13 protein-coding genes are annotated in these 14,930 nt (G+C 58.7%); 3 read left to right on the top strand and 10 right to left on the bottom strand.

Annotation, left to right across the window (positions count from 1 at the left end):
* Positions 1-284: 284 nt before the first annotated feature.
* From EAH74_RS24190 to EAH74_RS24175, 4 genes are read right to left on the bottom strand one after another with little or no spacing between them, the layout of a single operon-like run.
* The gene (locus tag EAH74_RS24190) at positions 285-1,442 is read right to left on the bottom strand and encodes a betaine/proline/choline family ABC transporter ATP-binding protein (RefSeq protein WP_140681601.1); all 1,158 of its coding nucleotides are present in this window, start codon (positions 1,440-1,442) and stop codon (positions 285-287) included.
* Positions 1,439-2,092: an ABC transporter permease gene (locus EAH74_RS24185; RefSeq protein ID WP_008148960.1), complete on the bottom strand. Its 654-nt coding sequence runs from the start codon at positions 2,090-2,092 to the stop codon at positions 1,439-1,441. The genes EAH74_RS24190 and EAH74_RS24185 overlap by 4 nt, the downstream gene beginning before the upstream one ends.
* Positions 2,093-2,104: 12 nt before the next feature.
* The gene (locus EAH74_RS24180) at positions 2,105-2,998 is read right to left on the bottom strand and encodes a glycine betaine ABC transporter substrate-binding protein (RefSeq protein ID WP_140681599.1); all 894 of its coding nucleotides are present in this window, start codon (positions 2,996-2,998) and stop codon (positions 2,105-2,107) included.
* A gap of 20 nt (positions 2,999-3,018) precedes the next feature.
* The gene (locus EAH74_RS24175; protein WP_008148956.1) at positions 3,019-3,735 is read right to left on the bottom strand and encodes an ABC transporter permease; all 717 of its coding nucleotides are present in this window, start codon (positions 3,733-3,735) and stop codon (positions 3,019-3,021) included.
* A 490-nt stretch (positions 3,736-4,225) separates the two neighbouring features.
* Here EAH74_RS24175 and EAH74_RS24170 point away from each other — a divergent pair, with 490 nt between their 5' ends.
* From EAH74_RS24170 to EAH74_RS24160, 3 genes are all read left to right on the top strand, one after another.
* On the top strand, positions 4,226-5,809 hold the full coding sequence (locus EAH74_RS24170) for a peptide chain release factor 3 (RefSeq protein WP_123365244.1): 1,584 nt from the start codon (positions 4,226-4,228) through the stop codon (positions 5,807-5,809).
* 232 nt (positions 5,810-6,041) lie between these two features.
* Positions 6,042-7,280 (top strand): MFS transporter, encoded by a 1,239-nt coding sequence (locus EAH74_RS24165; RefSeq protein WP_140681597.1) that lies wholly within the window; start codon positions 6,042-6,044, stop codon positions 7,278-7,280.
* 156 nt (positions 7,281-7,436) lie between these two features.
* The gene (locus EAH74_RS24160; RefSeq protein WP_140681595.1) at positions 7,437-7,682 is read left to right on the top strand and encodes a hypothetical protein; all 246 of its coding nucleotides are present in this window, start codon (positions 7,437-7,439) and stop codon (positions 7,680-7,682) included.
* Between the two features lie 107 nt (positions 7,683-7,789).
* Here the strand turns inward: EAH74_RS24160 and EAH74_RS24155 are convergent, their stop codons facing one another.
* The 6 genes from EAH74_RS24155 to EAH74_RS24130 all read right to left on the bottom strand — a co-directional run bounded on the left by EAH74_RS24155 (position 7,790) and on the right by EAH74_RS24130 (position 14,845).
* On the bottom strand, positions 7,790-8,770 hold the full coding sequence (locus tag EAH74_RS24155; protein WP_140681593.1) for a peptide ABC transporter ATP-binding protein: 981 nt from the start codon (positions 8,768-8,770) through the stop codon (positions 7,790-7,792).
* The gene (locus EAH74_RS24150) at positions 8,770-9,738 is read right to left on the bottom strand and encodes an ABC transporter ATP-binding protein (RefSeq protein WP_129438545.1); all 969 of its coding nucleotides are present in this window, start codon (positions 9,736-9,738) and stop codon (positions 8,770-8,772) included. Before EAH74_RS24150 ends, EAH74_RS24155 begins: the two co-directional genes overlap by 1 nt.
* Before the next feature lie 10 nt (positions 9,739-9,748).
* Complete coding sequence (locus EAH74_RS24145) at positions 9,749-10,660, bottom strand: ABC transporter permease subunit (protein ID WP_140681591.1); 912 nt, start codon at positions 10,658-10,660, stop codon at positions 9,749-9,751.
* A gap of 13 nt (positions 10,661-10,673) precedes the next feature.
* Positions 10,674-11,684 carry an ABC transporter permease subunit gene (locus tag EAH74_RS24140; protein WP_123365249.1) on the bottom strand — a complete coding sequence of 337 codons (1,011 nt, stop codon included), beginning with the start codon at positions 11,682-11,684 and terminating at the stop codon, positions 10,674-10,676.
* A gap of 72 nt (positions 11,685-11,756) precedes the next feature.
* A complete protein-coding gene (locus EAH74_RS24135; RefSeq protein ID WP_140681589.1) occupies positions 11,757-13,352 on the bottom strand; it encodes an ABC transporter substrate-binding protein in 1,596 nt (531 codons plus the stop codon).
* A gap of 80 nt (positions 13,353-13,432) precedes the next feature.
* Positions 13,433-14,845 carry an OprD family porin gene (locus EAH74_RS24130; protein WP_140681587.1) on the bottom strand — a complete coding sequence of 471 codons (1,413 nt, stop codon included), beginning with the start codon at positions 14,843-14,845 and terminating at the stop codon, positions 13,433-13,435.
* Positions 14,846-14,930 lie beyond the last annotated feature (85 nt).

Below are 14,930 nucleotides of genomic sequence, written 5' to 3'. Positions count from 1 at the left end.
GCATGGACGTTCGGCGCGAACTTTAGGGCGTGAGGGGCTTGAGATCAACAAAAAATGTCGCGTTTTTGCACGCATCCGTCGTGCGGTCCCGGACAGCTACTGATGTAACCGACCTGCATGACAGTGTGATGTTCCCGTAGAAGGGATATTTGAGGGGTTTCAGAGGGATTTGTGTTGCCCCAATCGCGAGCAAGCTCGCTCCCACAGAGATTTGTGTGGTTGCACAGATTTCATGCACATCACAGAACCTCTGTGGGAGCGAGCTTGCTCGCGAAGGCGTCAGATCAGGCGACAGCAGTCTCAGCCGGCGAAACAATGCTGGTCTTGCCCCCACGGGACTTACCGGAACTCAGGTACTCGGCAATCGACTCCTGAGTCACCTCCCCCAGGAACACCCGCTCCGCATCCATCACCGGCAACCACGAGCGGTTGAACTCGTACATGCGCGACAGCAGGATGCGCAAATGTTCGTCATAAACGGCGGTGGCGTTGAATTCGCGCAGGTATTGCGTGCAAGTACCGGTCTGACGGTGCAGGTCGCGACGGCGCACATAGCCCAGCGCCTTATTCTCGGCACACGTCACCACTACATAACGACGGTCCAGTTCGTCCATCAACTCCAGCGCTTCAGCCACCGGGGTTTCGGGACTGACCGACGGCGCGTTGTCCGCTGCATCTTCGGCTTTCACCAGCAACAGACGCTTGAGGGTGCTGTCCTGGCCGACGAAATTGCTGACAAAGTCGTCCGCCGGATGCGCCAGCAGCGTATCCGGGTGATCGATCTGTAGCAGCTTGCCGGCGCGGAAGATTGCGATCTTGTCGCCCAGTTTGATGGCTTCATCGATGTCGTGGCTGACCATGATCACGGTCTTGTTCAGCGCGCGCTGCATCTCGAAGAACTCGTTCTGGATCATCTCGCGGTTGATCGGGTCGACCGCGCCGAATGGTTCGTCCATCAGCAACAGCGGAGCATCCGCCGCCAAGGCACGAATCACGCCGATCCGTTGCTGTTGCCCACCGGACAATTCACGCGGGTAGCGATTCAGGTACTGCTTGGGTTCCAGCTTGATCATGCTCATCAACTCGCGGGCGCGGTCGTGGCATTTCTGTTTGTCCCAGCCCAGCAAGCGCGGAACGATGGTGATGTTTTCCTCGATGGTCATGTTCGGGAACAGACCGATCTGCTGGATCACATAGCCGATGTTGCGACGCAGGGTCACGGCGTCGAGGTCGGTGGTGTCTTCGCCGTTGATCAGGATCTTGCCGGAGGTCGGCTTGATCAGGCGGTTGATCATTTTCAGCGTGGTGCTTTTGCCGCAGCCCGATGGCCCGAGGAACACACAGATCTCGCCTTCATTGACGGTCAGGCTTACCGAGTCCACAGCTTTCACATCTTTGCCGTTGCTTTGGAAGGTCTTGCTGAGGTTTTGAAGTTCGATCATTTCAGGAGTCCTTTTGGAGTCAGCGTGCGTTGCAGCCATTGCAGAAGCAGGTCGGCGAAGATGGCCAGGAGACTGACCAGCACGGCGCCGACGATCAGCATCGACATGTCGCTGCGGCTGATGGAAGCGAGAATGAGTACACCGAGGCCACCGGCGCCGATGGTGGCGGCGATGGTCATGACACCAATGTTCATGACCACGGCGGTGCGCACACCAGCGAGGATCACTGGCACCGCGATCGGCAGTTCAACCATGCGCAAGCGCTGGCCGAAGGTCATGCCGATGCCGCGGGCGGCTTCGCGAATGCCGGGATCGACGCCGGTCAGCGCCAGGTAGGTGTTACGCATGATCGGCAGCAGCGAGTACAAAAACACTGCAGTGATCGCCGGCATCGGCCCCAGGCCCTGGCCGAATTTGGAGTAGAACGGCAGCAGCAGGCCGAACAGTGCAATCGACGGCACGGTCAGCAGCACCGTGGCGCTGGCCTGCAAGGGGCCGGCGAGGGTCGGGAAGCGTGTCATCAGGATGCCCAGCGGCACGCCGACGAGGATTGCCAGCGTCACAGCAATGCCGACCAGGGTGATGTGCTGCCCGGTCAGTTGCAGGACCAGCGGCCAGTCGAGATGGGAAAAGGCGTTCAGAAATTCCATGTCTTTTCCTCCTTATTTGATGGGGTGCTGGCGCAGGAAGTCTGCGGCAACGGATGAAGGGCTTTCGTGATCGACATCGACCCGTGCGTTGAGCTGGCGCATGGTGACGTCGTCGAACAGTTCGGCCAGCGGCTTGAGTTCTTCGGCGAGTTTCGGATGGGCATCGAGGTAAACCTGACGCACCACCGGCGCAGCGGTGTAGTCCGGGAAGTAGTGCTTGTCGTCTTCCAGCAGTTTCAGCTTGAAGGCGTTCAAACGACCGTCCGTGGTGTAGACCAGACCGGCAAATACCTGACCATTGCGCAGGGCGGTGTAGACCAAACCAGCATCCATCTGCCGGATGTTTTTGCGGGTCAGGTTCATGCCGTAGAGGTCCACCATGCCGTCCAGACCGTCGGAACGGTTGGCGAACTCGGTGTCGAGCGCGACCAGGTGATTGGTCTTCGCTTCAGCCTGCAGCACCGTGTTCAGCTCGCTGATGGTGTTGATCTGCGGGTAAGCCTTCGCGGTGTTTTCCGGCAGGGCCAGGGCGTAGGTGTTGCTGAATTTCGACGGGGTGAGCCAGATCAGGCCTTTTTTCGCGTCGAGTTCTTTCACCTTGGCGTAGGACTGAGCGCTGTCGAGCTTGTCAGTGATGTGGTTGTAAGCCACCAGCGACACGCCGGTGTATTCCCACATCAAATCCAGCTGACCACTTTCGTGGGCGCTGCGGGCCAGGTTGCTGCCCAGACCGCCGGTCACCTGAGTGTCGTAACCCTTGGTGCGCAGGTATTGGGAGGTGATTTCCGCCAGCAGGGTTTGTTCGGTGAACACCCGGGCGCCGATGCGGATCACCGGTTTTTCAGCGGCTTGGGCAAATCCTGCGAACAGCAGAACGCAGCCTAAAAATAAGCATACTTTTTTCATGAAAATTCCTTTGCCGAGGCTTAAGACGGGCGGAGGCCGCGTTCGAGCCAGAGGCGGCTGGCGAGTGTCACCAGGCCGTCGAGCAGCAAGGCCAGCAGGGCGGTGCAGGCCGCGCCGAGCAGCAGTTGCGGCTGATTGTTCAGGGCGATGCCAGGGAAAATCAGGCTGCCCAGACTGTTGGCGCCAATCAGGAACGCCAGCGGTGCGGTACCGACGTTGATTGCCAGCGCCACGCGCACGCCACCGATGATGATCGGCACGGCGTTTGGCAGTTCGACCCGCCACAGCACCTGAGTCGGTGTCATGCCGATGCCGACGGCCGCTTCCTTGAGCGAACCCTGAACGTTTTTCAGGCCTTCATAGGTGTTGCGCACAATCGGCAACAGCGAGGCGAGGAACAGGGCGAAAATCGCGGGGCCGCTGCCGATGCCGAGGATGCCCAGGGCGATGGCCAGTACGGCGAGAGGCGGCACGGTGTTGCCGATGTTGAAGATCTGCATGAAGCGTTCAGCGCGGCCCACCATGGTCGGGCGGCTGAGGAAGATGCCGGCGGGTATGCCCACAACGAGTGCGGCCAGCATGGAAGCGAGGACGAGAATCAAATGGGCTTGCAGGTAAAACAACAAATCGTCGCGGTAATGTTCGATCGTGTTGATGCCAATCCAGTGGACCAGCAGGGCCAGGAGGGCGACGACAACCGCACCTCCTATCAGCCCCTTGCCATAGCGAATAGCCACAGGCGGACTCCTTTTTCTTTGTCGGCGAACGCAGTCCCGTGGGGCATGCCATTCCTGGCTGCCGGGATTATCAACGTTCGCGAGAAGCAGCTCTTCATGCTGGTTAAACCGCATGAGATCGAGCCATAAGCGCAGCCTCGTCAGGCTAACTTGCTGATTTTTCAGCCCCTGGTACGAGTGCCGTAACAGGGGAGTGGACGTCTGCACCTTTTAAAAGGTTCCATATTTAGCAGCAATTAGCCACCGTTGATCTCGATTACCCGATGTAGCAGCTGCCGAGCCCGCGAGGCTGCGTTCGGCGACGAAGTCGTCGTCAAGTCACCCATCGCGGTATGCCTGATGCACCGCGGCGCCTGGTTTTACGACGGCTTCGCCGCCGAACGCAGCCTCGCAGGCTCGGCAGCTGCTACACGGGCGAACGGTGGTCCGTAGGTCACGTTTTGGGCTATACTCGCCGCCCTTTTTTGAATCACCTGCCAGGCGATTTCCCATGACCAAACAGGCCGCCGAAGTCGCGAAACGCCGCACTTTCGCCATTATTTCCCACCCCGATGCCGGTAAAACCACCATCACCGAGAAGCTCTTGCTGATGGGCAAGGCGATTGCGATTGCTGGCACGGTGAAATCTCGCAAGTCTGACCGCCATGCCACCTCCGACTGGATGGAAATGGAAAAACAACGGGGTATTTCCATTACCACGTCGGTCATGCAGTTCCCGTATCGCGACCACATGATCAACCTGCTCGACACCCCGGGCCACGAAGACTTCTCCGAAGATACCTACCGCACCCTGACGGCGGTTGACTCGGCATTGATGGTTCTCGACGGCGGTAAGGGTGTAGAGCCACGGACCATCGCGCTGATGGACGTCTGCCGTCTGCGTGACACGCCGATCGTCAGCTTCATCAACAAACTCGACCGTGACATCCGCGACCCGATCGAACTGCTCGACGAAATCGAAGCGGTCCTGAAGATCAAGGCGGCGCCGATCACCTGGCCGATCGGTTGCTACCGCGATTTCAAGGGCGTTTATCACCTCGCCGACGACTACATCATCGTTTACACCGCTGGCCACGGCCACGAGCGCACCGATGTGAAAATCATCGAGAAACTCGACTCCGATGAAGCCCGCGCACACTTGGGCGACGAGTACGATCGCTTCGTCGATCAGCTGGAACTGGTGCAGGGCGCCTGTCACGAATTCAATCAACAGGAATTCCTCGACGGCCAACTGACCCCGGTGTTCTTCGGGACTGCATTGGGCAACTTCGGTGTCGATCACGTGCTCGACGCTGTGGTCAACTGGGCGCCGAAACCGCTGGCCCGTGTCGCCAACGAGCGCACCGTGGAGCCGGTTGAAGAGAAATTCGCCGGTTTCGTGTTCAAGATCCAGGCGAACATGGACCCCAAACACCGCGACCGCATCGCCTTCATGCGTATCTGCTCCGGCAAGTACGAAAAAGGCATGAAGATGCGCCACGTGCGCACCGGCAAGGACGTGCGGATCGGCGATGCGCTGACCTTCTTCTCCTCCGAGCGTGAGCAACTGGAAGAAGCGTTTGCCGGCGACATCATCGGCCTGCACAACCACGGCACCATCCAGATCGGCGACACCTTCACTGAAGGCGAAGTCTTGGGCTTCACCGGTATCCCGCACTTCGCCCCGGAACTGTTCCGTCGCGTGCGACTGCGTGATCCGCTGAAATCCAAGCAACTGCGTCAAGGTTTGCAGCAATTGGCAGAAGAGGGCGCCACGCAGGTGTTCTTCCCTGAGCGCAGCAACGACATCATCCTCGGTGCCGTCGGTGTGCTGCAGTTCGATGTGGTCGCCAGCCGTTTGAAAGAGGAATACAAGGTCGAGTGCTCCTACGAGCCGATCACCGTGTACTCCGCACGCTGGATCGATTGCAGCGATAAGAAGAAGCTCGAAGAGTTCAGCGTCAAGGCTGTGGAAAACCTCGCCATCGACGGCGGCGGTCACCTGACCTATCTGGCCCCGACGCGGGTCAACCTGGCGTTGATGGAAGAGCGCTGGCCGGACGTGAAATTCCGTGCGACGCGTGAGCATCACTAAGCGCTGAGTTGCGAAAGCCAAAAGCCCACTGTGAACAACAGTGGGCTTTTTTTTGCTTATTGAGCGAGCTCGAATCGATTGTTGGGTAGGGTTTTTCTGTAGGCCTTTTTTCCTGATTTCGTAGCTTGTCTCTGCTTTTCTGTTCTCGGGATTTTTACCCGCGACAACGAAAGCGTTGACGTCTAACGTTCAGAGGACACTTCACAAGCAGCGACTACAAGGGATCAATGGAATGACCAGTCGGCTCACTCACCTGCTGCGGCCGGCCGGCTATTTCTGCGTAATGGCCTGGGTGCTGGCGGCGCTGTTGTTCATCAATCGCTTGAGCACCATGGTCAAGCTGTTTATGGCGTTGTACCTGCGCCACGAACTGGGACTTGCGATTGAAACCGTTGGCTGGTTGTTATCCGGATACGGGGCCGGCTTGCTGATAGGGTCAATGGCCGGCGGACTACTGAGTGATCATTTCTCCACGGCGCGGCTCACTGCCGCGTTGTTTTTTGTCTCGGCATGGGTATTGGTCTTGTTGGGGCTGGTCACTGACGTACCTTTGCTGGCTGGGTTGCTGCTGTTCAGCGGTGTACTTGATGGTGCTATTCGCACCCTTCATCAGCGGTTGATCATGGAGTATTGCCAGGTTGCGCAGCGTGCTCGTGCGCAGTCATTGAGTCGTGTTGCCAGAAACCTGGGTATGGCGGTCGCCGGGGTGGTGGGTGGGGTCCTGGCGCAGACTGATTTTCGCTGGGTGTTTTTTGTCAGTGCAGCCATGACGCTGTTGGCGTTGTTGTGGTTTGTCCGGACGACATTTCATCGGCCGGTTCTGATACCGGATGTGGTGCCTGAAATTGCTTCAGGTTCATCCGTACCGTATCGAGACAAACCTTTCCTGTGGTTGTTGGCGGCTTCTGTCGTGCTCGGCCTGGCCTTTGACCCGGTCTACAGCATGTTGGGCAATTACTTACTCGAGTTCTACCAGCTGAGCACTGAAGTCATCGGGTGGCAATTTGCACTCAATGCATCGCTGGTGGTGCTGCTGCAAATTCCGTTATCTCATTGGAGTGAGCATTGGGGCGTGCGTCGCCAACTGCTGGCGGGTAGCCTTTTACTGGCCTGCGGGCTCGGGATGTTGCCCCTGGGTTCCGGGGTGCTCTATGTCTGCCTGTCGACGGTTATCTGGACGCTTGGCGAAGCTTTTTTCATGCCGCCCCTGAATGTGCTGGTCATGCAGCATGCGCAAGGAGGAAAAAGCGGGCATTACTTTGGTCTTTTTTTCATGTGCTGGAGTGCAAGTGCGCTGCTTTCGCCTGCGCTTGGTGGCCAGCTCTATGGTCATTTCGGTGGGCATAGCGTCTGGCTCGCCAGCGCGGCGCTGGCGCTGTTGTCCATACCGCTGTTTTATCAAGCAACACGTTTGTCGGAGCGGCAACGGGTTCTCTCCTCGGCGCACGGCGAGTCCGCTTCACTTAGCTGATCTGGTTATAGCCATTATGCAAAACCAATCTCCCTCTCGGCGGCATTCTGTCCATTCGTTAGCGTCCTATCTGGAGAACCGGGTGAATCGGAACTAGATTTCACTGAGCGTCAGACACGCACCCCATGCACCACTCAAGAAAGGATGGAATCGGCTATGAGCATTTTTCAACGCATTGTGCTGTTGTTTAAGGTTTTGGTGATGCTGTCCGTTGGCATGTCGGCGGCGTGGGCAGAGTGCCAGGACCACGGTGAGCAGGCCTCGAGCGGGCCGGTGACGCATACGGCCCTGATGATCGCCAAATCCGAATCTGAGCCGGGCGACCAGGATCAGGGTGGCAGCGAGGGCGATGACGACTCGACCACTGACGAGCCGGACACCGACGAGGATAAAGGGGCTTAAATAACAGGCAAAAGAAAAACCCCTTCTATCGGACTGATGCGCAGCCCAGGCAGAAGGGGTTTGGTTAACTCTGAAAAAGCGCGCCTCAGTGACTGAGGCGCGTTTTTTTATGCCGCGCCGTCGAGGAACTGCTCGGCGTAGTGGCAAGCCACCTGGCGGCTGTCGAGCAGGCGCAGGGCCGGCTCTTCAGTGCTGCAGCGCTCGGTCGCGTACGGGCAGCGCTTGTGGAAAGCGCAGCCGGATGGCGGGTTCAGCGGGTTGGGCAATTCGCCGACGATCTTGATTTTCGGCTTGTTCGGGTCCGGGTGAATGGTCGGGGTGGCCGACAGCAGCGCCTGGGTGTACGGGTGCAGAGGACGCTCGTAGATGTCGTTCTTCGGGCCCATTTCTACCGGACGGCCGAGGTACATCACCATTACGTCATCGGCGACGTGTTGCACCACCGCCAGGTTGTGGGAGATGAACACGTAAGCGGTGTTGAACTCTTGCTGCAAGTCCATGAACAGGTTCAGCACTTGCGCCTGAATGGACACGTCCAGCGCCGAGGTCGGTTCATCTGCGACCAGCACTTTAGGCTGCAACATCATCGCGCGGGCCAGGGCGATCCGCTGGCGCTGACCGCCGGAGAACATGTGCGGATAACGCTGGTAATGCTCAGGACGCAAGCCCACCTGCTTCATCATCGCCTGGACTTTCTCGCGACGTTCGGCGGCGCTCAGGTTGGTGTTGATCAGCAGCGGCTCGGCCAGTTGATCACCGACTTTCTGCCGGGGGTTCAACGACGCGTATGGGCTCTGGAACACCATCTGCACGTCTTTGCGCAGTTGCTTGCGTTGAGCCTTGTCAGCGCCAGTGACTTCCTGCCCGGCGATTTTCAAGGAGCCTGAGGAGGGCTCTTCGATCAGCGTCAGGGCACGGGCCAGGGTGGATTTGCCGCAGCCCGATTCACCGACGACAGCGAGGGTCTTGCCGGCTTCCAGTTCGAACGACACACCGTTCAGGGCTCGAACGGTCGCATGGCCCTTGAACAGGCCACGGGACACTTCGTAGTGACGGGTCAGGTCGCGGGCGGTAAGTACGACGGCCATTACGCCACCTCCTGATTCAACGGGTAGAAGCAGCGGGCGAGGCTGTTGCTTTTCGGGTCAAGGGTTGGACGTTGCTGACGGCAGGTATCCTGCACATACGGGCAACGCGGCGACAGCAGGCAACCCTGCGGACGGTCATAACGACCGGGAACGATGCCCGGCAGCGTCGCCAGGCGGGTGGCGCCCAGACTATGTTCCGGAATCGCCTTGAGCAGCGCTTCGCTGTACGGGTGCGCCGGAATGTCGAACAGCTGAGGCACCTGACCCACTTCGACCGCTTGGCCGGCGTACATCACGCACACGCGCTGAGCGGTTTCGGCCACGACCGCGAGGTCGTGAGTGATCAGCACCAGGCCCATGTTCTGCTCTTTCTGCAGGGCCAACAACAGGTCCATGATCTGCGCCTGAATCGTTACGTCCAGTGCGGTGGTTGGTTCGTCGGCGATCAGCAATTTCGGTTCGCCGGCAATCGCCATGGCGATCGCAACACGCTGGCTCATACCACCGGACAGTTGATGCGGGTAAGCATCCATACGGCTGGCGGCGCCCGGGATTTCAACTTTTTCCAACAGTTCGATGGCGCGTGCGCGAGCTTGCTTGCCGGACATTTTCAGGTGCAGGCGCAGCACTTCTTCGATCTGGAAACCGACGGTGTAGCTCGGGTTCAGCGCGGTCATCGGGTCCTGGAAAACCATCGCCAGGTCTTTGCCGACGATCTGCCGACGCTGACGGTTGCTCAGTTTGAGCATGTTCTTGCCGTCGAAATTCAGGGCGTCGGCGGTGACAATCCCCGGATGTTCGATCAGGCCCATCAGCGCCATCATGGTCACGGACTTGCCGGAACCCGATTCGCCAACGATGGCCAGAACTTCGCCCTTGTCCACGGTAATGTCGAGACCGTCGACCACCGGAACGGCGTTCTTGTCGCCGAAGCGAACGTTGAGATTCTTGATTTCTAACAGTGACATTTGAATCTCCTCAGGCGGCGTTCTTGAGTTTTGGGTCCAGCGCATCGCGCAGGCCGTCGCCCATCAAGTTGATTGCCAGCACGCTGAGCAAAATGGTCAAACCAGGCAGACTGACGACCCACCAGGCGCGTTCAATGTAGTCGCGAGCCGAAGCCAGCATGGTGCCCCACTCAGGGGTTGGCGGTTGAACGCCAAGGCCGAGGAAGCCCAGTGCGGCGGCATCGAGAATCGCCGAAGAGAAACTCAAGGTCGCCTGAACGATCAGCGGCGCCATGCAGTTAGGCAGCACGGTGACGAACATCAGGCGTGGCAGACCGGCACCGGCCAGGCGCGCGGCGGTCACGTAGTCGCGGTTCAGTTCACCCATCACCGCGGCGCGGGTCAGACGAACATAGGACGGCAACGAAACCACGGCGATGGCAATAATGGTGTTGATCAGGCCAGGGCCGAGGATGGCGACAATTGCCACCGCCAGCAGCAGGGACGGCAGAGCCAGCATGATGTCCATCAGACGCATGATGGTCGGGCCGAGCAAGCGCGGGAAAAACCCGGCGAACAGACCCAAAAGGATGCCCGGAATCAGCGACATCACCACCGACGACAAGCCGATCAGCAGGGACAGGCGCGAACCGTGGATCAGCCGCGACAGCAGGTCGCGACCCAGTTCATCGGTGCCGAGCAGGAACTGGATTTGCCCACCTTCCAGCCAGGACGGCGGGGTCAGCAGGAAGTCGCGGTACTGCTCGCTCGGGTTATGCGGTGCCACCCAAGGGGCGAACAGTGCGCAGAAAATCACCAGCAGCATGAACAGCAGGCCGGCGACGGCGCCTTTGTTCTTGGAGAACGCTTGCCAGAATTCTTTGTAGGGAGACGGATACAGCAGGCTTTGATCGACTGCTACCGCTGGAATTGAAGTGGTCATGGTCATAATGATCTCAGCGCTGGTGACGAATGCGTGGGTTGGCAAAGCCGTAGAGGATGTCCACTACGAAGTTGACCAGAATCACCAGGCAGGCGATTAACAGGATGCCGTTTTGCACCACGGGATAGTCCCGTGCGCCAATGGCTTCGATCAGCCATTTGCCGATGCCGGGCCAGGAGAAGATGGTTTCGGTCAGGACCGCACCGGCCAGCAATGTGCCGACTTGCAGGCCGACCACGGTCAGTACCGGAATCAGCGCGTTACGCAGGCCGTGGACGAATACCACGCGCGACGGCGACAGGCCTTTGGCGCGGGCGGTACGGATGTAGTCTTCACGCAGCACTTCGAGCATCGAAGAGCGGGTCATCCGCGCGATCACTGCCAGCGGGATGGTGCCGAGCACAATGGCCGGCAGGATCAGGTGATGCAGGGCATCGAAGAATGCACCGACGTCATCGGCCAGTAGCGTGTCGATGAGCATGAAACCGGTCCGCGGCTCGATGTCATAGAGCAGGTCGATCCGCCCGGACACCGGGGTCCAGCCCAGGGACACCGAGAAGAACATGATCAGGATCAGGCCCCACCAGAAGATCGGCATCGAATATCCCGCCAGGGAGATGCCCATCACCCCGTGGTCGAACAGGGATCCTCGCTTGAGTGCCGCGATCACCCCGGCCAGAAGGCCCAGGACGCCGGCGAACAACAGGGCGGCCGTGGACAGTTCCAGGGTCGCGGGGAATAGAGACGTGAATTCGCTCCAGACGCTTTCACGGGTACGCAGGGATTGGCCAAGGTCGCCGTGGGCCAACTTGCCGATGTAATCCAGGTATTGGGCATACAGGGGTTTGTTCAGACCTAGGCGTTCCATTGCCTGAGCATGCATTTCGGGGTCGACTCGACGTTCGCCCATCATTACTTCCACGGGGTCGCCAGGAATCATGCGAATCAACGCGAAAGTCAGCAAGGTGATGCCGAAGAACGTGGGGATCAATAACCCCAATCGGCGGGCAATAAAACTAAACATCTTGTGGTGTACCTCATCAGCCGGTTAGGCGTGCCCGGCATTCCTGGGTCAGGAATGCCGGTAGTTTCTTATCTACTTCACCTGGGTGGTGGCGAAGTTATTAGTGGTGAGCGGGCTAATGTGATAGCCCTCTACGTTGTTGCGCATTGCGGTGAACATACGGGTGTGCGCCATGCTGATCCATGGCTGGTCCTGATTGAAAACCTCCTGGGCTTGCTCATAGAGCGCTGCGCGTTCCGCCGGGTTCACTTTAGCCCGGGCTTCATCGATCAGCGTCTGGAACTTCTCATTACACCAGCGTGCGTAGTTTTCGCCGTTTTTGGCGGCCTCGCAACTGAGCATAGGCGTCAGGAAGTTATCCGGGTCGCCGTTATCGCCCGCCCATCCGGCAGAAACCATGTCGTGCTCGCCGTTTTTCGCGCGCTTGAGCATTTCGCCCCATTCCATGACGCGAATATCGATCTTGATCCCGACCTTGGCCAGGTCAGCCTGCATCATCTGCGCGCCGAGCATTGGGTTAGGGTTGGTTGGACCGCCGCCGTTACGGGTGAACAGAGTGAACGTGGTGCCTTCCGGTACGCCGGCTTCCTTGAGCAAGGCGCGAGCCTTGTCCAGATCACGTGGCGGATTCTTCAGGTCGTGGTTGTAGCCCAGCAAGGTGTCCGGGTACGGATTGACCGCCACGGTCGCATTGCCTTTGCCGAACAACGCGTTGACGTACGCGGCCTTGTCGAAGGCGATGTCGATGGCTTTACGTACGCGCACATCGCTCATGTACTTGTGCGAGGTGTTCATGGCGATGTACGAGACGGTCATCGCGTTCAGTTCATCGACACTCAGCTTGGCGTCTTTCTTGATGCTCGGAATGTCATCTGGCTTGGGATACAGCGCAATCTGGCACTCGTTTGCTTTCAGTTTTTGCAAGCGCACGTTGTTGTCGGTGGCGATGGCCAGGATCAGCGAATCAGCCGGTGGCTTGCCACGGAAGTAATCCGGGTTGGCCTTGAAGCGAACTTGAGCGTCCTTGTTGTAACGCTGGAAAACGAACGGGCCGGTGCCGACAGGCTTGTTGTTCAGGTCGCCGGTCTTGTTGGCCTTGAGCAGCTGGTCGGCATACTCGGCGGAGTAAATCGAGGAGAAGGCCATGGCGATGTCGGCCAGGAACGGCGCTTCGCGGCGGGTCAGGGTGAAGGTGACCGTGTTGTCGTCGATCTTCTCGACACTTTTGAGCAGTTCCTTGAAGCCCATGCTTTCAAAGTACGGGAAGCCCACGCTCGACAGTTTGTGCCACGGGTGGTTCGGGTCCAGCTGACGCTGGAAGCTCCAGACCACGTCGTCGGCGTTCATGTCGCGGGTCGGCTTGAAGTATTCGGTGGTGTGGAACTTGACGCCTTTGCGCAGGTGGAACGTGTAGGTCAGGCCGTCCTCGCTGATGTCCCAGGAATCGGCCAGTGCCGGAATCACTTCAGTGGTGCCGGGCTTGAAGTCCGCCAGACGATTGAAGATGGTTTCGGCCACCGCATCGGCGGTGACTGCAGTCGTGTACTGGACCATATCGAAGCCTTCCGGACTGGCTTCGGTGCAGACCACCAGGGGTTTGGCCGAGGCGCCAATAGCGACACTCAGCAACGCGGCTGCGATGGCCGCACGTAGGGGAAGCATTTTCATCAAAGAACCCTCTGCAATCGGTTAAAAGGACAAAAGCCGAACGGCCGATTCGTCACTGAATCAGCCGTTTGGCAGGTTCATTACAGAATGTTGAACGGGATGGTGGTCACGAGACGGAACTCGTTGATGCTGCCATCACCCTGGTTTTCGCTGGCACGGTGTGCGGTATAGGTCGCGCGAACAGTGGTGGCTTTGAGTGGGCCGCTCTGAACGGCGTACGTAGAACCGATGCCGTATTCGTAGTGGGTTTCGCCGTCCATGTTCTTAACGTCGTAGGCAGTACCGTTGTAGTGAGTACCGTCGATACCCCAGCCGCGAGCCTGGTAGATGTTGAACTTCAGGCCTGGAACGCCGTACTCAGCCATGTTCAGGCCGTAGGCGATCTGGAAGGACTTCTCGTTCGGGCCGTTGAAGTCCGACAGCAGGGAGTTGGCCAGGTAGATGCCGTTGGTTTCGTGCAGGTAGTCGAAGTACTCGTTACCGTTAATTTCCTGGTACGAGAAGGTCAGGCTGTGAGCCTGGTGAGTCAGGCCGAACGATAGGGAGCCGGCTTGGTTGTCGATTTGGCCCAGCAGCTTTTTACCTTGGTCGACGGTTTTGTAGTAGTTCAGGCCGGTGGTCAGGCTCAGTACCGAACTGTCACCCAACACGTGGCTGGCGCCGAAGTAGTACTGGTTCCAGTAGTCTTCGGCCTGGGTCGCCCACAGGCTGGTGGTCAGGCTGGCGAAAGGGGTATAGGTGAGGCCTGCCGTATTAACGTGATCGGTTTCAGCAGTAATGTTTTGGTATTCGGAGCGGAACTTGCTCAGGCTTTCTTCGGTACGCGGCGAAACGCGGTCAAAGGTCCCTGCGTCGAAGGACAGGTTGTTCAGCTCTTCGCTGTGGATCGCGACACCTTCGAAGCTCGAAGGCAGTGGGCGGTTGCCGATCACATCGACTTGCGGGCTGCTGAAGTTCATGCGGCCAGCGGTCAGGGTGGTGTTGGAGACACGAGCCTTGACGTTGGCCAGGCCGATTTTGCTCCACTGACCTTGAGCGTCGCCGCCTTCTTTGGTCAGGGTACGGTTGTTGCCCGCGCCTGGGCGTGTGCCCGGTGCGCCGCCGTTGTTGGACGCCAGGTTCTCGCGGTCACGTTCCAGAGCAATGGCGTTGTAGGCCGCTACTTCTGTGCTGAAACCCACGGTGCCTTCGGTGAAGCCCGAGTTGTACTTGACGATGGTGCCCTGGAGCCAGTTGATACGACGATCAGTCGGGGTCGCTACACCGTCTTTACGGTAAGTGAACTTGCCACCACGTTTCAGTTGTTCGTTGGCGTACCAGTTACGCGTGCTGCCGGTGACCGTACTGCCTTCGATAAAGCCGGTTGCATCGGCTTGAGCGCTTTTGGTATTGACCGTAACCGGGGTGAATTCCTGGCTTTGGGTTTCTGCGTACGCCGAGGCGGTTACGCTGCTGATGGCCAAGGCCAGTAACGCGGTGCTACTCAGTTTCATGGGGTGAAGCTCCTTTCTTTCTTTTTTTAATGCCGGTCTTTTTTGGTGATCCGGCTATTTGGTTTAGAACTCATACAAGGCATCG

The sequence above is a fragment of the Pseudomonas mandelii genome (assembly GCF_006438925.1).
Taxonomy (GTDB): Bacteria; Pseudomonadota; Gammaproteobacteria; order Pseudomonadales; family Pseudomonadaceae; genus Aquipseudomonas; species Aquipseudomonas mandelii_C.
This window is presented reverse-complemented; position numbering and strand designations above follow the sequence as displayed.

Coding starts and splice junctions, on each gene's coding strand:
- EAH74_RS24190 (WP_140681601.1), bottom strand. CDS start 1,442: ATGATCGAACTTCAAAACCTCAGCAAGACCTTCCAAAGCAACGGCAAA.
- EAH74_RS24185 (WP_008148960.1), bottom strand. CDS start 2,092: ATGGAATTTCTGAACGCCTTTTCCCATCTCGACTGGCCGCTGGTCCTG.
- EAH74_RS24180 (WP_140681599.1), bottom strand. CDS start 2,998: ATGAAAAAAGTATGCTTATTTTTAGGCTGCGTTCTGCTGTTCGCAGGA.
- EAH74_RS24170 (WP_123365244.1), top strand. CDS start 4,226: ATGACCAAACAGGCCGCCGAAGTCGCGAAACGCCGCACTTTCGCCATT.
- EAH74_RS24165 (WP_140681597.1), top strand. CDS start 6,042: ATGACCAGTCGGCTCACTCACCTGCTGCGGCCGGCCGGCTATTTCTGC.
- EAH74_RS24160 (WP_140681595.1), top strand. CDS start 7,437: ATGAGCATTTTTCAACGCATTGTGCTGTTGTTTAAGGTTTTGGTGATG.
- EAH74_RS24155 (WP_140681593.1), bottom strand. CDS start 8,770: ATGGCCGTCGTACTTACCGCCCGCGACCTGACCCGTCACTACGAAGTG.
- EAH74_RS24150 (WP_129438545.1), bottom strand. CDS start 9,738: ATGTCACTGTTAGAAATCAAGAATCTCAACGTTCGCTTCGGCGACAAG.
- EAH74_RS24145 (WP_140681591.1), bottom strand. CDS start 10,660: ATGACCACTTCAATTCCAGCGGTAGCAGTCGATCAAAGCCTGCTGTAT.
- EAH74_RS24140 (WP_123365249.1), bottom strand. CDS start 11,684: ATGTTTAGTTTTATTGCCCGCCGATTGGGGTTATTGATCCCCACGTTC.
- EAH74_RS24135 (WP_140681589.1), bottom strand. CDS start 13,352: ATGAAAATGCTTCCCCTACGTGCGGCCATCGCAGCCGCGTTGCTGAGT.
- EAH74_RS24130 (WP_140681587.1), bottom strand. CDS start 14,845: ATGAAACTGAGTAGCACCGCGTTACTGGCCTTGGCCATCAGCAGCGTA.